The organism is Comamonas sp. 17RB, assembly GCF_030056555.1.
Taxonomy (GTDB): Bacteria; Pseudomonadota; Gammaproteobacteria; order Burkholderiales; family Burkholderiaceae_C; genus Comamonas; species Comamonas terrigena.
Window position 1 is genome coordinate 162,976 of record NZ_JASHHY010000004.1, and the last position, 21,269, is coordinate 184,244.

The 21,269-nt window shown below is 58.1% G+C and carries 20 protein-coding genes; 13 read left to right on the forward strand and 7 right to left on the reverse strand.

The features are described 5' to 3' along the window. The first annotated feature begins 29 nt into the window (after nucleotides 1-29). Nucleotides 30-2,483, forward strand: a complete 2,454-nt coding sequence (locus QM470_RS08995) for a putative bifunctional diguanylate cyclase/phosphodiesterase (RefSeq protein WP_283338989.1) — start codon at nucleotides 30-32, stop codon at nucleotides 2,481-2,483. A gap of 120 nt (nucleotides 2,484-2,603) precedes the next feature. Here QM470_RS08995 and QM470_RS09000 read toward each other — a convergent pair whose 3' ends face one another. Further along, a complete protein-coding gene (locus QM470_RS09000; RefSeq protein WP_283338991.1) occupies nucleotides 2,604-5,075 on the reverse strand; it encodes a YgiQ family radical SAM protein in 2,472 nt (823 codons plus the stop codon). An 873-nt stretch (nucleotides 5,076-5,948) separates the two neighbouring features. On the opposite strand from QM470_RS09000, the gene QM470_RS09005 reads away from it, so the two are divergent. Continuing rightward, complete coding sequence (locus QM470_RS09005; RefSeq protein WP_283338992.1) at nucleotides 5,949-6,428, forward strand: chemotaxis protein CheW; 480 nt, start codon at nucleotides 5,949-5,951, stop codon at nucleotides 6,426-6,428. A gap of 27 nt (nucleotides 6,429-6,455) precedes the next feature. Then, a complete protein-coding gene (locus QM470_RS09010) occupies nucleotides 6,456-8,201 on the forward strand; it encodes a methyl-accepting chemotaxis protein (RefSeq protein ID WP_283338993.1) in 1,746 nt (581 codons plus the stop codon). Nucleotides 8,202-8,322: 121 nt separating this feature from the next. Here the strand turns inward: QM470_RS09010 and QM470_RS21450 are convergent, their stop codons facing one another. Together QM470_RS21450 and QM470_RS09015 are read right to left on the reverse strand one after the other, a co-directional pair. Next, entirely contained in the window at nucleotides 8,323-8,589 is a 267-nt protein-coding gene (locus QM470_RS21450; RefSeq protein WP_502846824.1) for a DUF1376 domain-containing protein, read from the reverse strand. Between the two features lie 54 nt (nucleotides 8,590-8,643). Next, nucleotides 8,644-9,123: a phage regulatory CII family protein gene (locus QM470_RS09015; protein WP_283338994.1), complete on the reverse strand. Its 480-nt coding sequence runs from the start codon at nucleotides 9,121-9,123 to the stop codon at nucleotides 8,644-8,646. A 287-nt stretch (nucleotides 9,124-9,410) separates the two neighbouring features. Here QM470_RS09015 and QM470_RS09020 point away from each other — a divergent pair, with 287 nt between their 5' ends. The 3 genes from QM470_RS09020 (at nucleotide 9,411) to QM470_RS09030 (ending at nucleotide 12,507) form a co-directional block, all read left to right on the forward strand. Beyond that, nucleotides 9,411-9,695, forward strand: a complete 285-nt coding sequence (locus QM470_RS09020; protein WP_218332420.1) for a hypothetical protein — start codon at nucleotides 9,411-9,413, stop codon at nucleotides 9,693-9,695. Between the two features lie 1,364 nt (nucleotides 9,696-11,059). Beyond that, entirely contained in the window at nucleotides 11,060-11,644 is a 585-nt protein-coding gene (locus tag QM470_RS09025; RefSeq protein WP_283338995.1) for a hypothetical protein, read from the forward strand. Between the two features lie 401 nt (nucleotides 11,645-12,045). Next, nucleotides 12,046-12,507 carry a GNAT family N-acetyltransferase gene (locus QM470_RS09030; protein WP_283339175.1) on the forward strand — a complete coding sequence of 154 codons (462 nt, stop codon included), beginning with the start codon at nucleotides 12,046-12,048 and terminating at the stop codon, nucleotides 12,505-12,507. A gap of 335 nt (nucleotides 12,508-12,842) precedes the next feature. Here the strand turns inward: QM470_RS09030 and QM470_RS09035 are convergent, their stop codons facing one another. After that, nucleotides 12,843-13,259, reverse strand: coding sequence for a DUF6841 family protein (locus QM470_RS09035; RefSeq protein WP_283338996.1), 417 nt, complete (start codon nucleotides 13,257-13,259; stop codon nucleotides 12,843-12,845). A gap of 394 nt (nucleotides 13,260-13,653) precedes the next feature. Here QM470_RS09035 and QM470_RS09040 point away from each other — a divergent pair, with 394 nt between their 5' ends. Continuing rightward, entirely contained in the window at nucleotides 13,654-13,938 is a 285-nt protein-coding gene (locus QM470_RS09040; protein WP_283338997.1) for an H-NS histone family protein, read from the forward strand. A 1,367-nt stretch (nucleotides 13,939-15,305) separates the two neighbouring features. Here QM470_RS09040 and QM470_RS09045 read toward each other — a convergent pair. Further along, nucleotides 15,306-15,932: a LysE family translocator gene (locus QM470_RS09045; protein WP_283338998.1), complete on the reverse strand. Its 627-nt coding sequence runs from the start codon at nucleotides 15,930-15,932 to the stop codon at nucleotides 15,306-15,308. A 659-nt stretch (nucleotides 15,933-16,591) separates the two neighbouring features. Between QM470_RS09045 and QM470_RS09050 the strand changes: the two genes are divergently transcribed. The 4 genes from QM470_RS09050 to QM470_RS09065 all read left to right on the forward strand — a co-directional run bounded on the left by QM470_RS09050 (nucleotide 16,592) and on the right by QM470_RS09065 (nucleotide 18,332). Then, on the forward strand, nucleotides 16,592-16,756 hold the full coding sequence (locus QM470_RS09050) for a hypothetical protein (protein ID WP_283338999.1): 165 nt from the start codon (nucleotides 16,592-16,594) through the stop codon (nucleotides 16,754-16,756). 1 nt (nucleotide 16,757) lies between these two features. Beyond that, the gene (locus QM470_RS09055) at nucleotides 16,758-17,642 is read left to right on the forward strand and encodes a ParB/RepB/Spo0J family partition protein (RefSeq protein WP_283339000.1); all 885 of its coding nucleotides are present in this window, start codon (nucleotides 16,758-16,760) and stop codon (nucleotides 17,640-17,642) included. Nucleotides 17,643-17,686: 44 nt separating this feature from the next. Further along, on the forward strand, nucleotides 17,687-17,845 hold the full coding sequence (locus tag QM470_RS09060) for a hypothetical protein (RefSeq protein WP_280010488.1): 159 nt from the start codon (nucleotides 17,687-17,689) through the stop codon (nucleotides 17,843-17,845). A gap of 151 nt (nucleotides 17,846-17,996) precedes the next feature. Beyond that, nucleotides 17,997-18,332, forward strand: coding sequence for a hypothetical protein (locus tag QM470_RS09065; RefSeq protein ID WP_283339001.1), 336 nt, complete (start codon nucleotides 17,997-17,999; stop codon nucleotides 18,330-18,332). 37 nt (nucleotides 18,333-18,369) lie between these two features. Here QM470_RS09065 and QM470_RS09070 read toward each other — a convergent pair whose 3' ends face one another. Further along, entirely contained in the window at nucleotides 18,370-19,347 is a 978-nt protein-coding gene (locus QM470_RS09070) for a hypothetical protein (protein ID WP_283339003.1), read from the reverse strand. Between the two features lie 174 nt (nucleotides 19,348-19,521). Between QM470_RS09070 and QM470_RS09075 the strand changes: the two genes are divergently transcribed. Next, a complete protein-coding gene (locus QM470_RS09075; RefSeq protein WP_283339176.1) occupies nucleotides 19,522-20,055 on the forward strand; it encodes a BRO-N domain-containing protein in 534 nt (177 codons plus the stop codon). 93 nt (nucleotides 20,056-20,148) lie between these two features. Here the strand turns inward: QM470_RS09075 and QM470_RS09080 are convergent, their stop codons facing one another. Further along, nucleotides 20,149-20,736: a hypothetical protein gene (locus QM470_RS09080; protein ID WP_283339004.1), complete on the reverse strand. Its 588-nt coding sequence runs from the start codon at nucleotides 20,734-20,736 to the stop codon at nucleotides 20,149-20,151. Nucleotides 20,737-20,962: 226 nt separating this feature from the next. Between QM470_RS09080 and QM470_RS09085 the strand changes: the two genes are divergently transcribed. Next, on the forward strand, nucleotides 20,963-21,196 hold the full coding sequence (locus QM470_RS09085; protein WP_283339005.1) for a hypothetical protein: 234 nt from the start codon (nucleotides 20,963-20,965) through the stop codon (nucleotides 21,194-21,196). The last annotated feature ends 73 nt before the right edge of the window (nucleotides 21,197-21,269 follow it).

Here is a 21,269-nt window from a genome sequence, read left to right on the forward strand (position 1 = left end):
ATTCACTGCCCATTCCTCCGCACCCACCCATGATCATCCGGAGCCAAGCACGCAGTCTCCTGGCCCGCACCTGGCTTTTTGTGCTGGCCATTTGTTTGCAGCTGCTGCTGGCAACCGCGAGCATTTACCTGCTGTCGGGCACACGTATCATCGTGGCGGGCGAGAGCACCTGGTCCAAGGCCCAGAAAGACGCCATCCTGTATCTGGACCGCTACGCCGCCCAGGGCGATGAAGAGGCCTACCAGCAATTCCGCCAGGCGCTGGAGATCCCCCTGGGGGACCGGCTGGCCAGGCTGGCCCTGGACCGCTCCCCCACCAACACCCAGCAGGTGCGTGAAGGGCTGCTGCGCGGAGAAGTCCACAGCGAAGACATCGGCACCGCCACGGACATTCTGCGGCTCACCTGGGACATGGAATGGATGCGCAAGACGATAGGCCTGTGGCGCGCTGCGGACACCTATCTGGACCAGCTGGTCACGCTGTCGATGGAAATCCGCACTGCCCGCACCACCAACCCGCGCAATATCGATCTGCTGCAGCGCAGGGCCTGGCACCTGGAAATCAGCCACATTGATGCCAGCATCGCGCCCTTGAGCCAGGCCTTCAGCGACTCACTGGGGGTGCATTCCCGCAGGATCACCCAGGTGCTGCTGGCCATCAACTTCGGCACGGCGCTGCTGTTGATTTCGGCCATTCTGTGGTTTGTGAACAAGCTGCTGACGCAAAGCCACACGGTGGAAAACGCCTTGCATTCCGAACGCGAGCGCGGCTACACCACGCTGGCGGCACTGGGCGATGGCGTGCTCACGCTGAACGACCAGGGGCTGATCGTCTATGCCAATCCTGCGGCAGAAATCCTGCTAGGCCAGCCCGCGGACATCCTGCTCGGGCAGGCGCTGGAGAAGGTGCTGGTGTTCGAGCGCACCGAACTGGAAGGCCGCGATCCGGTGTTTGTGCGCCTGATGGAGTCCCCCCACCCCTTCCGCGATGAAGCCGTGCGCTGGATACGCCGCAGCAACGACCAGCAGCAACTGGCCGTCAAGCTGATGGGCTCTCCCATCCAGCAGGAAGGCCAGCTGGCCGGCGCCGTGCTGGTGCTGCACGACGTCACGCGCGAACAGAACTTCATGCACCAGCTCAACTGGCAGTCCCGCCACGACACGCTGACCGGGCTGGAGAACCGCAGCGAATTCCGCACCCGCCTGGAGCGCCTGCTCAGCGTGCCACGCAACCAGTCGCGCCCGGCTACCCTGCTGCACCTGGACCTGGACCAGTTCAAGCTGATCAACGATACCTCCGGCTATACGGCGGGCGACGAAGTGCTGCGCGAAGTCTGCCACTGCATCAGCCGCCTGACGCGCGACAGCGACTCCGTGGCCCGGCTGGGCGGCGATGAATTTGCCGTGCTGCTGCACGACTACACGCCGGAGCAGGCCAGTGCGGTGGCAGAGAAATTGCGCCATGCCATCCAGAGCCTGCACCTGCAGTGGGGGACCCGCATGCTGCGCACCGGTGTCAGCATCGGCATGGTGCACATCAGCGGCGTGGACGCCTGCGCCCAGGATCTGCTGCGCATGGCCGACATGGCCTGTCTGCGCGCCAAGGAAAGCGGTCGCAACAAAGTCCTGGCCTACGAGCACGAAGACCATGCCTTCAAGCGCTACATGGGCGAGATGGACTGGGTGGAGCGCATCCGTACCGCGCTGGACCAGAACCGCTTTTGCCTGTTCGCCCAGACCCTGGCGCCCCTGCAGACCCGGGCCGAGCACGGTCTGCACTTTGAAGTGTTGCTGCGCATGACCGATGAACACGGGCAGATCATTCCGCCCGGCAACTTCATCCCCGCAGCCGAGCGTTACGGTCTAATGCCGGCACTGGACCGCTGGGTGGTCACCCATGCGCTGCACACCCTGGCACGCTACCCCAAACAGCTGCGCGAGATACACACCTGCGCCATCAACCTGTCCGGCATGAGCCTGGGCGATGAATCCCTGCTGGGCTTTCTCCAGCAGCAGATTGAGGAATTCCACGTTCCGCCGCAGATTCTGTGCTTTGAAATCACCGAAACCAGCGCGATTGCCAACCTGGACAACGCCATCCGCCTGATTACCGAGTTGAAGGCCCTGGGCTGCCGTTTCTCGCTGGACGATTTTGGCGCCGGCATGTCCAGCTTCAACTACCTCAAGCGCCTGCCCGTGGACTACCTGAAGATCGATGGCGGCTTTGTACACGACATGCTGGAAAACCCCTCCAATTTCGCGATGGTGGAGATGATCAACCAGATCGGCCACATGATGGGCAAGCGCACGGTGGCCGAGTTTGTGGAAAACGAGGCCACCATCGATGCGCTGCGCAAAATGGGGGTCGACTACGGACAAGGTTTCTGCATCGCCAAACCCATGTCGTGGAACTACGAATATTTCGCGGCGGCCAGCACGCAAGGTGCCAAGCGTTTCGGCACAGCGCCCCAGGACACGCCATAAAACCCAGTTAACGCGCTGCGCTGGGGCGACGGATGCATCACCGCCCACTGCCGCATCCGGCCTGCCCCTACCCCACAAAAAAGCCGCTTTCTCTTTGCAGAAAAGCGGCTTCTCGGTCACTCAGCGTTTTTTGCCGCCCAGCGATTTGCCCACGCCGGGGCGCGGTGGCAGCCCGGTGTGCTGGGTGAGCATGCGACCCGGCTTGGGCTCGGCACGGCGGAAGCGCACATCACCCTGGGGCTCCTGGGCATTGTGCACACGCTGGCGCACGGCCACGGCTTTGCCGTCCTTGTTGGTGGTGTAGCCCAGACCGGTGCCGCCGCTCTTGGTGGCTGTGCTGTTTTTCTTGCGCGCACTCTGGTAGCTGCCATCCACCAGCGGCTGGAAGGTCGGGATCAGATGCTGCTTGCCGTTGCCGATCAGGTCAGCACGGCCCATGGTCTTGAGCGCCTCGCGCAGCAGCGGCCAGTTGTTCGGATCGTGGTAGCGCAAAAAGGCCTTGTGCAGGCGGCGGCGCTTTTCACCGCGCACGATGTCCACGCGCTCTTCTGCCTCATCACGCATCTGGCGACGCACACGGGTCAAGGTATTGCGGCCACTGTGGTACATGGCCGTGGCCGTGGCCATGGGGCTGGGATAGAAGGTCTGCACCTGGTCGGCGCGGAAACCATTCTTTTTGAGCCAGATGGCCAGATTCATCATGTCTTCATCGCTGGTGCCGGGGTGGGCCGCAATGAAATAGGGAATCAGGAACTGTTTTTTGCCGGCCTCTTCGCTGTACTTTTCAAACAGCTGCTTGAACTTGTCATAGCTGCCAATGCCGGGCTTCATCATCTTGCCCAGCGGCCCCTGCTCCGTGTGCTCGGGCGCGATCTTCAGATAGCCGCCCACATGGTGCTGCACCAGTTCCTTGACGTACTCGGGCGACTTGACGGCCAGGTCGTAGCGCAGGCCGGAGCCGATCAGGATCTTCTTAATGCCGGGCAGCTTGCGCGCGCGGCGGTAGATCTTGATCAACGGGCCATGGTCGGTGTGCAGGTTCGGGCAGATACCGGGGAACACGCAGCTGGGCTTGCGGCAGGCCGCCTCGATCTTGGGATCGCGGCAGCCCAGGCGGTACATATTGGCAGTGGGCCCGCCCAGATCCGAAATGGTGCCCGTGAAGCCCTTGACCTTGTCGCGGATCTCCTCGAGCTCCTGGATGATGGAGTCTTCCGAACGGCTCTGGATGATGCGGCCTTCGTGTTCGGTGATTGAACAGAAGGTGCAGCCGCCAAAGCAGCCGCGCATGATGTTCACCGAGGTGCGGATCATCTCCCAGGCGGGAATCTTGGTCGCGCCTTCGTGGCTGCCTTTTTCATCGGCATAGGCCGGATGCGGGCTGCGTGCATAAGCCAGACCGAAGACCCAGTCCATCTCGGTCGTGGTCAGCGGAATCGGAGGCGGGTTCATCCACACATCGCGCGCCGTCGTGCCCTCACCATGGGCCTGGACCAGCGCGCGGGCATTGCCGGGGTTGGTCTCCAGGTGCAGCACACGGTTGGCGTGGGCATACAGAATCGGGTCGCTCTTGACCTCTTCGTAGCTGGGCAGACGCAGCACGGTACGGTCACGCGGAGGCAGCTTGGACTTGCTGCGCAGCGACATATTGGGAACGAACTGGATCGGCTGCACGCTGGCGACCGAGAGAGCATCGCCGGCACCGCTGGTACCGCTGGCACAGGCAGAAGCCCCGCTGCCTGCGGCATTTCCGGCCGCAGCCTCTTCCTTGGAGCAGCTCTGACCTTGCGCCTCGGCCTGCTCGCTGGTCGTCATGTAGGGATTGATATGGGGTTCGACCTCGCCCGGCTCGTCCACCGTGGTCGAATCCACCTCGAACCAGCCCGCTTCGGACGCGCGGCGGAAGAACGAGGTCCCACGCACATCGGTGATCTGCTCCACCGGCTCCCGCGCGGCAATGCGGTGCGCCACTTCCACCAGCGCGCGCTCGGCATTGCCGTAGAGCAGGATGTCGCACTTGCTGTCCACCACGATGGAGCGGCGAACCTTGTCACTCCAGTAGTCGTAGTGGGCAATACGGCGCAGCGACCCTTCGATGCCGCCCAAGACGACGGGCACATCCTTGTAGGCTTCGCGGCAGCGCTGGCAGTAGACGATGGCGGCGCGGTCCGGGCGCTTGCCGGCCACATCACCCGGGGTGTAGGCATCGTCGCTGCGAATCTTGCGATCAGCCGTGTAGCGGTTGATCATCGAATCCATATTGCCCGCCGTCACGCCCCAGAACAGATTGGGCTTGCCCAGGGCCTTGAACGCCTCGGCACTGGTCCAGTCCGGCTGGGCGATGATGCCCACACGAAAGCCCTGCGCCTCCAGCACACGGCCGATGACGGCCATGCCAAAGCTGGGATGGTCCACATAGGCATCGCCCGTGACCAGAATCACGTCGCAGCTGTCCCAGCCGAGCTGGTCCATTTCCGCACGACTCATGGGCAGAAACGGCGCCGGGCCAAAGCGTTTGGCCCAGTACGGTTTGTAGCTGGTCAGCGGCTTGGCTGCGCGTTCAAAAAATGAGACGTCGATGGGGGCGTTCATGGTGCGAATCCGTGGGGGAGCAGGCGCGTAACCTGACAGTGTACGTATCAACAGCTGCCATAGCTGCTGTGGGTGTATCACACCCTACATACATGGCCACTGCCTTGGCCGGTGCCTGTACTGTTGGCACAGACAGCGCAGCAGCCAATGAAAAACGCCACGCCAGCGAATACGCTGTGTGGCGCTTTGTGAAATGGTGGAGCAAACGGGAATCAACCCACGTCTGCACAGCCAAGCGTGCAAACTTGCGATCACTGCTGCGATTTTAATGTGATTTCGCACACTCTGCAGGCAAGGCCCTATGCCCCGGGGACTGGGCCGCTTACCCACACGGTCAGCCCCCCTCCTTGCCCCATCCATCGCACCCCGGAGCGCTGATCCTGCCGTACTGGTTCATGCATCCCTTGCAGCTGCCGCTTATCCGAGCAGTTGCTGGCTGCAGCCAGCCGGGGTACCCACCACAGGACAGCAAAGCGCACGCACCAGTTTCCATGGCGGCGCTACGCAGCCGTTCTGTGGACTGTTTTTAGAAAATGGCATCGCCAGCGCCTGTGGCGATAGCCAAAAATTGATTGCCTAAAAGTTACAGTTTATTCATCTGGGATATGCGCAATGGTGCTCCATGGATACCGTAGCCTCTCGGCCTTTGCACGCAGAAGCAAAAGAAGCAAAACTTGGCGCCACCTGCTATTTGGCGCTATGGATCAACAAGCCTTTTTCATGGCGGAGACACCATCCATGAGCATGACGGTCCGCGCGCACACCACGCATGGGCCATATTGGGCCGCCTTTTCTTCTTTGATCCGCCGCTCTCACACCACCCGGTGCGGGGATACTTCTGTGTGCAAACAATAAACCCAACCACACAGAGACATGAAATCCAACAACAATGAATTTTTAAGCTTCCAGCTGGGAGAAGAGCAGTACGGCATCGATATCCTGAAAGTCCAGGAAATTCGCGGCTATGAGCCCTCCACCCGACTGGCCAATGCCCCCGCCTTCATTCTGGGCGTATTGAATTTGCGGGGTGTGATTGTTCCGGTGCTGGATATGCGCATCAAATTCGGTATGACCGATGTGCACTACGGCAGCCAAACCGTCACCATCGTCTTGAATGTAGCGGACCGTGTGATTGGCATGGTCGTGGATGCGGTGCAAGACGTCGTGGCTTTGCAAGCGCAAGACATCAAGCCGGCACCGGAGTTCAATGGCGCCGTGTCCTCGCAGCACATCATGGGTATTGCCACGGTGGAACAGGCGGATCAGACCCGCATGCTGATTCTCATGGACATCGAGAAACTCGTCACCAGCGCGGACATGGGCTTGAGCAGCCTGACACCAGCCCACGCATAACTACAAGAACAGACTCGCTGCCATACCATGAAAAATCTCAAAATTTCCAGCCAGCTCAATCTGGGCTTTACGCTCGTGATTGCCATTTTGCTGCTGCTGTCCGCCGCCACGGCCTGGCGTGTGGAAATGATTTCCCAGGCCACCGTGCGCATGGAGCGTTCGGCTGAACTGCTGAAAATCGCCAGTGCCTGGCAGGGCGACGTGCGCCAGAACTCGGCACGCTCTCTGGCTGTGGCCTATTCCGATGGCACGGTCATGCTGGATTTCTTCAAGGAATCCATGGCCGCCACCACCCGCGAGACTAATGCCAAGCAAAGCGCCTTTTTCGAAAAAGTGCGCAACCCAGAATCCAAACAGCTGGCCGACAAGGTGGTGGATTTCCGCAAGGTCTGGTTGAGCACCCGCGATGAGGTCAACCAGATGAAAGCCTCCGTCGACAACCAGACGATTCAGGCATTCGTCCAAAACCGCTTCATTCCCGCCACCAATGCCTATGTGGACGCCATCCAGGTCTTGGTCGACGCGGAAGTCAGCAACGTCTCTACCGCCGAGGCGGAGGTCAAGACCATGTTCCTGCAGCTCTATCAGGTGGGTGCTGCACTGGTGGTGCTGGCCATCGCCATTGCGGTCTTCATCAGCCTGCGCCTGTCGCGTGGCATTGCGTCCGGCATCGACCATGCCCGCGCCACCGCGCAGCGTATTGGCGCGGGCGACCTGAGCCAGGAGGTACGCGTCACCAGCGGCGATGAAATCGGTCAGTTGATGGGCGCCTTGCGCGATATGCAACACAACCTGTCGGGGGTGGTGCGCACCGTCCGCCAAGGCTCGGACAGCGTGGCCACGGCCAGCTCCGAAATTGCCCAGGGCAACCTCGACCTGTCGGCCCGCACAGAAAGCCAGGCCAGTGCTCTGGAGGAAACGGCGGCATCCATGGAACAACTGGGCTCCACCGTCAAGCAGAACGCCGACAATGCCCGCCAGGCCAATCAGCTGGCCCAAAGCGCATCCAGCGTGGCGGTGCAAGGCGGTCAGGTGGTGGCCCAGGTGGTGGACACCATGAAGGGCATCAGCCAATCCAGCACCAAGATTGCCGACATCATCAGTGTGATCGACGGCATCGCCTTCCAGACCAATATCCTGGCCCTCAATGCCGCCGTCGAAGCGGCCCGCGCAGGCGAGCAAGGCCGGGGCTTTGCCGTGGTGGCAGGAGAAGTCCGCACCCTGGCCGGCCGCAGCGCCGAAGCCGCCAAGGAAATCAAGGAACTCATCACCGCCAGCGTGCAGCGCGTGGAGCAAGGCACCGCCCTGGTCGATCAGGCCGGCTCCACCATGAACGAGGTGGTGAGCAGCATCCGCCGCGTCACGGACATCATGGGCGAAATCAGTGCCGCCAGCTCGGAACAAAGCGCTGGCGTCATCCAGGTGGGCGATGCAGTCACCCAGATGGACCATGCCACACAGCAGAATGCCGCCCTGGTGGAAGAAATGTCGGCCGCAGCCAACAGCCTGCATGGCCAAGCGCAAGACCTGGTGCAGGCCGTCGCCGTTTTCAAACTCCACCCCAGCGAAACCCAGACCACCAAGGCTGCGGCTGCAGCCACGCCATCCACCGCAGCACCACGCCCGGCCCCACAGGCCCGCAAGCCGGCACCTTCAGCGCGCCCTGCCCCCATCAAGCTCGAGGGCAGCGCACCAGCAGTGCCCACAGCGCCCGCCAAGCCCGCGGCATTGGCCAAGACCGCAGACGCCACCGACGAGTGGGAAAGCTTCTAAGCACCACCGCAGTGTTTTGAGATCCGCCAGAAGCCCCCATGACGTCCCAGGCCGGAACAATGCCCTCCTCCCGCAACGCGTCGAACATGGCAGCACGACGTTCGCGGTAACGGCGCATGCGCTAGGACTCATGCTGAGCCTTCTCTCCCTGTGCAGTCTGCTTGACGCGCATGGAGTCAATCTCACGATCGGCCCGCGGACTTATCCAGCCGGCATCCGTCAACACAAAGAACTCGTGCAAGACCACCTCAACGGCTTGCCGCTGCTCGGGTGTACTTGCTACGACGAGGCGGCAGATAGCGCGCATGTCATCCGGGAATGGCTCCTCGCGAGGTGTAGTAAACGTCCAGCAGGCGCCGGTATGCGCAGTCCTCTTCCCAGGTAAAATGCGCTGGTAGCGCTGGCGTAGTCCCCAATGTGGAAGGCGTAGAAATTCATGGCCCTACTCCACCCGGCTGCGGTTGTCAGCCGCATGCTCGGCTTTCAGCGCGGCGGCCACGGCCTGCAGGGCAGAGACCGCCTGGCCAATTTCCGTCAGCACCTCGCGCTTGTCGTTGTCGCTGATGTTCCCATCGGCCTTGGAGCGCGTCACAGCCAACAGCACATCGGCCGTCTCGTGCACAGCGTGGGCCGTGGTCCTGGACAAGCACAAGCCGCCCTCACCCATGTCCATCACAGGCAGCGAGAGCACCCCTGCTTTGAACGAAAACACCGTGCCCAGGGCATGGGCCTCCGGGCTGCCGGCCTCACGGCACATCTCGGCAATTTGCTCAGCATCAGCCAGGCCCATCTTGTGGTGGGCAGAGGCGTCGCTCAGCTCTTTGCGCAGCACTTCATCAGATTTGCCCAGGCGCACAGCCAGGGCTGCGCGGCCTCCCGGGTAGTTGGCAACCATGCGCCTTAATGCATCAAGGGAGTTCATGTCCGGGCTCCAGAAAAACGGACGTTGCAGCCGAACGGAGTCGATCCGACACTTGGCCCAACGAAGAAAAACAGAGAGATGGAACCCAAGCCACAAACACCCAAGCCCGAAGCGCTGACACCAGAGCAGATGCGAGCAGCCATTGAACGGGCTGAGATGTGGCTTGGGAGGATTGAGGCATGCGCGCTGCGTGCGATCGCGCTGGGGCACCGCGATGTGTAGGGGTGCCCGCCCTGCCCTGGTCTATGCTGGTGCGGCTTACACAACCAACCCCAGGGAGAGCGGACATGACAAAACCAGAAGAACTGCAAGCGCAGATCGATGGATTGCGGCTATTGGTGATGAGCCTCTTGGCCCGAATCCCTGCGGAAGAAATCAGCAAGGACGTAGAGATCAGATTCGAATCCTGGGAGAACATGCACATACCCACCGGTGTCAGCAATTCGTATCTGGATCTGATGCAGACCGAGAAGGATCGCGCCCTGCACATGCTCGAGACGCTTCGGGGGCAGCAGAGTGCAAGTGCGAAGACAACACTGCAGCAGCCGCCTTCCGACCACGCGTCACCCTAGGGAACAAGCCGGAGCCATGCCTCTCGCGGCACTTCTTCAGCCGCCGCACAGACTCAAAAATGGAGCCGCCAAAGCGGTACGGGTCAGCCATGGGGGGTCTCCTCTGCGTTTGGCGTGGAATGGGTGCCCGCCCTGCCCTGGGCTACGATGGAAGTTCCTACACAACCATCCCCGGGAGGGGCAGACATGAAACCGATAGATCCAGAGAACTTGCTAGGGCAAGTCGCTGCATTGGGTGTTGCGATGCAAGTCATGCTCAGCACCCACCCACACCGCGAAGAAGTCGCAGAGCAAATCCACGAAGGGATCGAAAGCTTTGCTTCAAGGGCCTTAGCAAAGGGATACCCAGATGCGTTCTTGGATGGGCTGGAGGTCGCGCGAGCGCTGCTCTTGTTGAGTACACAACCAGACCCTGGCCAACCTTCGAGGCGCTGAGGGCAGCCTTACGCGCCAACAAGCGCCGACGTTTCACAAGCCGCTGCACCTTCTCAGGGACCGGCTTACGCAGTCGGATAGGGCCCGGCGTCCTCGTGCCTAGATGCCCGGAGTGCTTACGCTCCCAGGCGTCAAAGTCCGGCCGTTCAAGCACTTCCTGCCGCTCACCCATGGCTCGCCTCCTGATGGGCTGCGGGGGGGGGGTCGAGACAGGGCGCGTCGGATGCGCGTGATCCACGGGTTGTCACGCTCAACCCCAGGCGGGATACCGCGCTCCTTCCAGTTCTGGACGCGCTGCACGCCACCCTTCTTCAGGTCGTACCCAAGGCGCGCGGCCAGCTTTGTGGCTCCCCCCATGTGAGAAATGAGTTCTGCGTCTTGATGCATGCCAGAATTAAACAAATTGTCTAAACAAAAATCAAACACATCGTTTAACAACATTTTGTTTAGCAAACGGAAAATTTCTAGATGCACACCTCTGCAGATCGCCTCTATCAAGCCGCCAAGCAACTCCGAGACATCTCGGGTCAGTCGGCTGTTGCCCGCCTGCTCAATGAATCACCCCAGACAGTGAAAAATTGGGAGACGCGTGGTGTTTCGCGCTCTGGAGCGATGAAGGCCGAGAATGTGCTGGGTGTACGAGCCAACTGGCTCATCACTGGCGAAGGCGACATGACAAGCGGATCCGTTATTGCTCCGCGAGAAGAATTTCTGCCTGCAACGCCGACCGCAACAGACCTGGTCCGAATCCCCTTGCTCGCCAACTCGGGTAGCATTGGAGTTGCATGGCAAGACCTACATCAAGCGCGTGCACATGCGCATGTTAGGCACGCTGGAGGTCAGCTCGGATAACCCAACAATCAAAACGGTGGATGAGCTGAATGGAGACCACGAGGTGCGAGTGCTGGGCCGTGTGGTTTGGGCATGGAATGGTCGAAAACTTTAATCACCCCAAATCATTAATTATCGAAAGAGGGACGCCGTTGAAATCGCTGGGAAAAGTCGCACTTGCTGCGTGTTTCGCTCTTGCATGTGCCGGAGTGTCTGCACAAACCTTTCAGAAATGGAAAGTTTATGACTTGATTGATGCACCGGTCACCATGACCATTAATGACAGCGGAAACGGTTTCGGGCAAGTCTGCTCAGACGAGATGCAGGACTGCTTCTGGGTCATTCTGACTTCAAAGACAGCATGCGAATCTGGCACGGAGACGCCTATCCTCGTGAATGCATCTAGCGGATCTTTTGCAATTTCATCTCACTGCTCTGGTGTCGTCAACCTTAGTGGAACTAACTATCACCGGCACATCCTCTCAACCCATAAGCAAATGACCACGATCGTTCAGGACTCCTCCGGTCTGATCGGGTTTGCCATTCCACTCGAAAGCGGTCTGTTCTCCGTTCTGCGCTTCGACCTCTCAGGCTCGCGAGCTGCCCTCAAGAAGTTCGACAAGCTTTTCGACTCATTCATCAAGCGCGTTCAAAACAGCTCCACCAAAGACAGAAGCCTCTAGAGAGACTCCCGTCGAACCATCTCTGCGTTCAGCGCTACAAACCGCCCTCCGAGGCGGTTTTTTTCAGCCCATCACAAAGGTCTTAAACATTTTGCTTGATAATGAATTAAACGTATTGTTTGATACATCCATCACAGCAACACACCGCGAGACACCCAAGGCCCAGCGATACGGGGCCGAAGCCGACAGGACGCAAAGGCCGGGTTAGCTCCGAAGGGAGCGCAGACAGGAGTTGCAAACGCGATGGGCGCCACGGCATCGACCTGGGCCATGCCCCAGGTCTTTAACAATTGAGAGTGGTGAAGAGGGCTATCTCCGCGGCGTCAAGGAGCTAATTCAAGATCAGATCACCAGCTTTTTAAGTGGGTACCATGCCAGGCGAACACAAAATCTCTGCTTGCCTGATGACGACCATAACTTTCCGAACAGCGTTGATAGCTGACTTGCCTGCAATCGTTGCACTTCTAGCGGATGACCCGCTGGGCACTCACAGAGAGGCAAGCAGCCCAGCACTGGATGAGCGATACGTCGCAGCATTCACAGCGATTGAGGCTGACTCGAACCAACAGCTTGTTGTCGCCATCGATGGCGAGCAGGTGGTTGGCACATTGCAGCTGTCGTTCATTCCGGGGCTTGCGCGCACTGGTGCCTGGCGAGGACAAATTGAAGCGGTTCGAGTTGCCGAACATCTTCGAAGCTCAGGTGTCGGAAAAACCATGTTTGATTGGGCCATTGCCCAGTGCAAAGCACGAGGCTGCCAACTCGTTCAGCTAACCACGGACAAGCGACGTCCAGATGCTCATCGCTTCTATGAAAAGCTCGGCTTCGTTGCAAGTCATGAGGGTTACAAGCTCGCGCTTTGAAGCTTGATGGTCTTTGAAGATAACCCCTCCCCCTCACACACCGATGTTGCTCTCCTGCCTGTTTGGAGTTCGCCCGGCTCAATAGCATCACCCGGCATGGCAGGTGCTCCGCACGGCGCCCCTGCCGTATCCAGCCGCCAAAGATGCGTACACGGTCAAAAGGGTGAGGCGAACAGGGCTGCCAAGAGCAAAAAGCCCACCAGCAGTGCCGCCGCCGCGCCCTGAGCGACATCAGGGCGAAAACCAGAGCCCTTTAAACCAAGAGCGCTGCGGTTTGAAGCGACCCCAGCGCCCAGGGCTTAAGCCGCCCCCACACAGTCAAAGACTGCGGGCAATCAGTACGAGCGAAGAGATATGCCCCATGCATCTTTCTTCTTGGTCACAATCCACAGGTTGGTGTGACGAGTCAGCTCATCTCCGGTGCCTGAGCGCCGCGTATATGTGACGAGGAAATGAACCTTGTCCTGGCTGCTTAGAACCGGCACTTTTGATTCGTACCTGGTTGATGCCCAGCCAGTGCTTTTTAGCCGCTGGAAAAAGTCCGAAGGATGTTGATTTGGAGAGTCCCAAGTCAGGGTGTCAACTCCTGAAATCATCACATGAGGGAAATGAAGCTGCGCATCCATGCCGGCCAAATCCAGTGCATTGAATGCTGCGGTAAATTGGTCAAGGCAGCGCGATGCTTCTTCGACTGCATCTGGATCAATTGAGATGTCGCTCGTTTTGCTAACAAAGGAAAGAAAGCTGCTCATGCCCTGCCTCGGTCACTGTTCATAGCAGGTCATGTTACGTGCAGCAGTCATCCTTGTGCGAACGGCCTACTCAGAAAGGCCGTCTGCGATCCACAAGTCCGCGATCCACGATTGACGAGCCCTGCCCTTTGCACGCCCGCCTGATCCAGCAACCGTTCGCCCGGGGCAACCCGGGCCAAACCAGAGCACCTGTCCAAGCGGATGCTCTGTTTTGGTGAACGATTTACTATGGAATGTCCTACATTTCAAAAGCTAAAGAATTCTTAATAATATTGTGAATCACCGAACGGGCAATGCTTCTTAGGTGAAGGCTCAAAAGCCCAAACCCAAGCGCGATTCATACGCGCAACTCTCAACCGGCAACTGCAAACTCTCAAACAAGGGGATCTCCAACATGAGCACCTACCAAAGCCTTCTCAAGCAAAAAGCCGAACTGGACGCAAAGATTGCCGAGGCGCGTAAGAGCGAATTGGCTCACGCGGTTACGCAAGTTCGCGACCTGGTCCAGCAATACGGTTTGACTGCTGATGATGTGTTTGGTGGCAAGAAGGCTGCCACTGGCCCCCGTGGCACTGTGGCCCCCAAGTACCGTGACCCCGCCACGGGCGCTACCTGGACTGGCCGCGGCAAACCCCCAAAGTGGATTGCCGACAAAGACCGCGCATCGTTTGCTATTTAAAGCTCACACACTTCCCGCACAGCCCGCAAGTCGCGGGCTTTTTTATGCCTTGCTGTAATCTGAGCGTTTGCCTGCATCGTTTGCTGCAGCCGCACGCTAGAAGCTGAAGCGGGCAAAAATCCCAAGGCAAATTATCAAAAATAAGTACGCCGTTCTGGCCGCGAAGTCAGAGACTTCTTGTAGTCGCCACGGTAATTGAATGCGGGAGCTGGTACCGCATCAGAGAACCAGAAGCTCGAGTAATGAGCTATGTCGGGCGCGCAGTACCAGTGTGCAAGTCCGTCCTTGTTGATGGCCCACCAACGCGCAAGCCTTGGGGCTTTCGTCCAATCCACTCTGTCATTTCCAGTACACATGGCAACTCCTCAGATGAGCGGTGCAGTCTGTGGTGCTGGAGGTTAAGGGGCAACTGCCATTGGTCGCGATTGAGGTGGCCCGCGCGCCCCTCCCTCCTGGGGAGCATCAAGCATGGTCAACACAGCGCGGAAAAAAGAGGAAAAAGCCATCTGGTGCAACGCCTTACCCTTAGCAACACCAGGGCGAAGACCAGGGCGGGCTCACGATCGGCGCTACGGGCCATGGGGTGCACAATGTAAGTGTTCTCTCAGAACGGTTTTTGAATCGGAAAGAGAGTACCCTGAAGAAAGGCGATCAGCCCTGATCCGCCTTGATAGACCGGAGGTCTAAATGTCACCCCCCTCAAAATCTGCAGCCTATTTAGGCGACAGATTGCCCCAACTACCAGACTTTGACAGTCACACAGCTTCGAGTGACGACTATGTGTTCGAGCCGAACTGGCATGTACTGACCATGCTTGTGGACCCGAGCAAACAACCCAAAGTGACCATAAAAAAGGTCCGCACACTGCAGCGCGAAAAAACTGCAGAAGAGGACTATTGATCCTCAAAGGCTTAGGCCGTAACGCATTGGTACAGCGTGGTTATCCCTCAAGCCTCATTGTGAAGACGCAGCAAGTCATCCCGATCCGCTGCAAATGGTTAAGGAATTTCCAAATGACTCAGTCCAACCAACAACCCGGCCAAACCCCGAGCCAAAAACCCGGCCAAGCCGAACAGTCCTCCCCCAAGACTCCTCAACAAGGCCAACCATCTCAAAAGCCAAGTGAGCAGCACAAGTAAGCAATCAAGTTGCTAACGCCTCGGCTTTCGGGGTCACTGCACGGCCTTCAGGGTCAGTAGTTAATGGAGCCCGCTTTAAGCGGGCTTTTGATTTTTTAGAAAGCTTCCAGGCAGGAACCACCGGTACCCACAAAACAGTAGAGAGGGCCGTGCGCTGCGCGACAAGCACCCCGCACAGCAAAGCTGCAGTGTGCCTGGGGGCTGTGGATGTCTGGGCTTTTGCCCTTGTCATGGGCGGTGAGTGGCCATGCGAATCCCAAGCCCAAGCAGCGCCGCGCCCATCACGGCGTCGACAGGCTTTCGAATGCGGGTGTAGACCGTCTGGACACGCCCAACAGAGAAGAAGGCAGCAAGAAGGCATAGCCACGTGCAGGTGACCACGAAAACGATGGCCACCACCGCAAAGTAAACCCATGCAGGCGCCGCGGCCGGCAGCAAGGTCACAAACAGCGTTGCGAAGAAGGTTGCGGTCTTGGGATTGGTCAGCCCCACAAGCAGGCCCCGTCGAAATGCGCCACCGGATGTAGTTGTCGCCACGGCGGACTGCTGCATATCCGCTGGCGTGCTCTTGATCGCCGCGATCAGCATGCGCGCGCCGAGGTAAGTCAGATAGACCGCGCCAGCCAGGCGAATGATTTCGTATAGCCAGAACATTTCCCGGATGAGAAGCCCGAACCCAAGGATTGCGAGCGTCGCCCACATCGCCACTGCACATGCAATGCCGATCCCAACCAACATGCCTGCACGGCGGTCCTTCAGAGAAAAGGAAGTGACCGCCACAAAATCCGGACCTGGACTGGCGCAGGCCAAGAGAATAATTCCGGCAAGCGTCACGAGATGAGGGAGATGCTCCATGTATGCGGCTTTCGTCGGTTGGCAAGACTGCACGGCGCACCTGCCCAGACAAGGCGACGCCAGTGCCTGGACAGATTATGCAGACACCGGTTTCTGCCCCCCTATCGGGGCATGCCAGCACCCGAAGCCGTTGGCACCTTTACTTCTAGCCCGTTGCACGCCGGATTTTTATGTCTGCCCCACTAACAACGCTGCAATCGGCCCGAGGCCTAGCCAAGCATAAAGACGGGAACAACCCTCACTGAATAGCACCCCGTGCAAATCGTGATCCCGACGACCTCAGCCGACAGGCAATTTTTTGAATTTTGGAATAAGGCGTAAGGGGCTAGGCCAAGAACCTTTCCCTCGCCCCTGCAGCGCATGCAGGGCCATGAAGCAAGCCCAGCGGCTTTCTTGATGGTGTGACTGGTAGTTGCCCACCAGCACGCGGTGAAAGTCCGCGCCCTCCCTGCAACATGTCCGCAGAGATGTTGGTAAAAGCCGGGGCGCACACGGCAGCCATCTTCACTTTCTACGCCGGGCCCGGGTAGTGCTTCTGTACTTCCTCCTTCTCCTTCCCCAGGCATGCCCGCATCCGCGGGCACCGGCGCCTTTACACCCCAGCCCGCCCGGTCCAGTGCCGCGCGGGCTTTTTTGTTGCCTACGAAGACCCCTGCCCCATGCGCACAGCAAGCACGCCCAGCAAATACCGCCACGTGGCGCCATGGATTGCCGCGCTTGCCATAGCGCTGGCGGTCAGCGCCGTTGCGGGCACCAGCTACACCCCGCCGCCAGAGCAGCCGCTTGTGGCGCCAGTTACAGCAGATATCAACGAGGAAATCTGAGATGACCAACTCCATCCGCAAGATGCTTGAGAGCAAAGAAGCCAAGCGTGCAGACGCTGTGCAGGTGCGCTACGAAAGCATTCACATCGAACCCGGCTTCAACCTCCGCCAATCTGGCGAAGAGCTGGACGAAAGCATTGAAGCGCTGGCCCAGCACATAGTGGGCGGCGGCAAGTTTCCGCCGCTGGAAGTGCGTATCCGCGCCGAAGGCGGCGTGTGGGTGGTGGACGGCCACCGCCGCCATGCAGCCATTGGCCGCGCACTGGAACGCGGTGCGCCACTGCGCAACCCCAAAGACCAGCAGGTCTGGATCCACGTTGTCTACTTTGAAGGCAACGATGCAGACCGCACCGCCCGCATCATCACCAGCGCGGCAAACAAGCCACTCACCCAGATTGAAGTGGCAGAAGGCTACAAGCGCCTGCGCGGCTTTGGCTGGAGCACGGCAGACATTGCAGCCAAGGTCAGCAAGACGGCAGAGCACGCGCAGCAGCTGCTGGCCCTGGGCAATGCCAACAGCGACGTGCGCAACATGGTGGTGGCCGGCAAAGTCTCTGCCTCACACGCCGCCAAAACAGCGCGCAAGCATGGCGAGCAAGCAGGTGCCGTGCTTCAAGAAGAACTGCAGGTGGCCAACGCCAAGGGTAAAAGCCGCATCACCGCATCCACCGCCGCGCCCAAGGTCAGCGACAGCACCCGGCTGGACTACCTGATCTCTGCTGCAGCCGTTGTGCGCCAAGGCAGCAAGCCGGATGCCACAGGCACCACTGCCAACGGGTACTGGCTTGAATGGCCAGCCGCAGGCACCCAGCAGCCAGAACTGCACACCACCCCACGCGCAGCCATTGACGCAGCCATGCGCGCCAATGAGCCCGCCACCATTTAGACCCCATTCACCCACGGCAATCCCATGACGCCAGGAGCAACGCTATGCGCACCTACCTTGTCACCGTCGTCACCAACGAAGGCGCCACCCGCTTCCCTGCCATCCACGCTGGTGCTGCAGAAGCCATCCAGCAAGCCATGGCCCTCTTCCCCGGCGCTCGCGCTGTGGGCGCCAAGCCCATGCGCACCCACGCCGCTGGATGAACTGCTGGCCGCGCTGAGTGCGCAGGACCTCCGCCGCAACCAGGTGCTGCGCGCCATCGAAGGCAACGCCGCCTGCGGCGTGCAGGCAAGCACCTCCATCCAAAACTACTTTCAGGGCGAGGCCGCGCAGCTTCGCCGCCGGAGATAAGCCATGCGCCACACCGGACAACTGTTTCTCAGCCGCCAACGCCCCCAGGCCGCCCCGGCACGCTGCGGCACCTTCCAGCTGCAACTGCTGGCCTACGACCGCATTGGCCCGCACCAGACGGAGCCCTGGCGCATCGTCTGGACCGGCATTGCCGCCAAGCGCTTCTGGCAACAGCATGAAGCCGACCTGAACCCCGGTGCGGTGCTGAATGTCACCCTTGAAGCGGCACGCACCCACACACTGCACACCCGCCCGCCTACGGCTGAGCTGCAGGCACGCGTGGTCAGCATGGAGCTGGTGACCAGTTCAATTAGCCAAAAAATTCTTAATAAATATTAATAATGGCGAATAGAACATTAGAAATCATTAATTCAGGTTAACATATTTTCAATTTTTCGATTAATCTTTCACTTGGTCCAGCATAATATTTTATAGGGCACTTTGGATCTAATTCATCATCACTTACAGTGTAAATTGAGATGTTACTATTTTCTTTAATTTTTTCACCAAGGCAAAATAATAAAATATCCTCCAACATATTAAACATATTATTTAAATAAATATCAAGCTCTTCATGAATTGAATTTCCAGACTGTTTTATGTTTAATTTCTTTGATAAATCATAACTCCAGGTCGGAAGAGAGAATTTATTACCCGCTAGAAGTCGTGTATTCTCTATATTAATCATCTGACCTTCCGAGGGGTGCTCGACTGCATTCCTGCATTCTGCTAATTGACGTATCCAAGGCAGATCGTTAGCAAGAGTACTGCCTAGATCATTCGGATATTTGGTATTCTTCTGAAGCCAATCTATATGCTTATCAAAGTGAGCTTCATTATTCCTATTTATCGGCAAACTAGTAAAATCGCCTATTATCTTAAAGCAATCTATTAGGAATTGCTTGCCCACCGAAAGAAATGTTTTAACTTCATTATCCAAGTTTTTTACTTTTGGCAGAGCTGGAATTACGCCAGTTGATTTGTGTTCTTCAATAATTAGTTGGCACTTATCCATCACATCCTTCAACTGCTCTCGAATATTTAACTCCGACTGTGCACATATCAATAATTGCTCATTTAATGACCATATTTTCTCTAAAATAATCGACTTCATTAATCCATCAAGAGAGATAAAATCAATAATACGTTTGAATTGAATAAAAATGCGTGATACGTAAATTGAGGAAGCACCAAACGAAGCTATTTTCTCATATGTATGCGCAGTATCTTGCTGAGCTTCTTCAGGATCGATTGCATTAGCTGTAATCAGCTTGTAGGTGCTTGACTCTTTGAAAATCAATAATATTTTGTCATTTATATTTTCGCTTGCGATTATTGAGGAACTGTCAATCATGTCTGGATCATGAATAACCATTGAAAAAGCATCTTCTCTTTTGTACATATAATTAACCAACTAGTTCATGATAAGAGTTTTTATAAAATGACTGCACATATAACGCTTTAAACTTAATACCTAGTTCCGCAACGCCCTCAGCTATAGCAATATCAGCAAAGCAATTGCAACCACCTGGATGCAGATGAACGATCGACAATAACGCATAGTGAGAGTCGAAACAGCGGTGGACAATTCGTCATCATCAGCGAGTCTGGCCTCTACGCCCTGGTGCTGCGCAGCCGCAAGCCAGAGGCACGAAAGTTTGCCAAGTGGGTGACCAGTGAGGTACTGCCCAGCATCCGCCAAACCGGCAGCTACGGCCAGCCTGCTTACAACCCTGATCAAGTTGCCCTGGCCCACCGCGCCGCACTGGTGGCCACGGCAGAGATTTACCAATCCGTGTTTGATGCCCAGGACTGGCAGCACAACCGTTACATGCTTAGCTTTGATGCCTCGGCGCCTGAAGGCCCCACCGCCCGCGCAAGGGCCATTGAGCGCAATGCGTGTGTGCTGCCCATCACGCGCTTCTACGCGGCGGTAGAAGACAGCATCACCGTGGATGCGCAGACCCTTATGCAACTGGTATCCACCTGCACCGCCCGTCTGGGCCACATGGCTGCGCGCAATGCAGTGACGGCCCCAGCGCAAGGCAGCCTGCTTAGATAGCAGTTCACACATTCAGCACAAGCGCCAGATCTGCTTGTGCACCTACCCACCAGCCCGCCCGGTCCACGCCGCGCGGGCTTTCCTCGGCGCAGTTCAGATTTCGCTTTGAAAGCGCTTGTAGAAGTCTCTGTCTTCCCAGTCGTCCTCGAAGGCATCCATGATGGACGTCATCAACGTTTCCATTTTCGGAGCGTAGAAGTCGCGATGCTCTTGCTCCGCGAACTCTCGCACCTCTGGCCACCGTAGCACGTGCATGCTGTAGGCGATGGCAGTGCTAGGCAGCAGGGCTTCTGACCTCTCTCGACCAAAGCGGTACGCGCCCATCACATTAATCAGGCGTTGGGCCAGCTCTACCCTATGCGCCGGATGCGCCTCTAGGAAACCAAGTACTTCTTCGTACAGAGGCTCCAGTTCATCCTCACCGAGGGTCGGATCCGCTAACTGAGTGATTCTCTTGCTCAGCGCGTCGAATTCACCATGCACCTGGTCTCTCACGTTTCGGATAGCGCGCAACGAGATCTCTGCTTCCGCATCCTTGATTGCTGCTTCGCGCGTGTGAAATGTGACTTCTGAATTCTGGAAGTCGTCGCTCCCCCAGCGCCACCCGCTCTCGTCTTTCCCCGTGAAAAAAGAGTAGCGCCCTTCTCCGAACTTGAACTCATGAACTTTGCTTTCCGTCATTTTCAGTTTCATTGCGTGCGCCCAGGTCGCGAGAAAACATATCGTACTGAAACACACTTTTTCCAAGGCCCGCCACCACGCGGGCCTTTCTCTTTCTGCACCCCTTGACCACACCCCAACAACCCCAACCCATCAAGCGCTGCGGCAGCTGCGGCGCGCCCGTCAACAACCCGCCCGCCGAGGGCGAAGGCCTGCCCTGCGGGCATTGAGCGAGGAAACCACCAGCATGACCACTGCCACACAACGCCAGCGCCGCAAGCGTTCCCCCGCTTCCTTTCTCCACACGCCATGGATCGACGGGAAATTCCGCGACTTCCACGGCGATCCGCGCAAGGCACCCAAGCGCTGGAAGCGGCTGTGGGCACGCCAATGGAAGTTCGTCATGAAGGCGAATGCAGCGAATCGACGTTATTGGCGTGCCGTGCGAGAGCGCACCCACACGCAGAAAGGCCAATCATGAAATCCGCCGATTGGCAGATCGTGACTATCTGCACCGGCTATGTGATCGAAGTTGATTGCAACAGTGGCGCCCG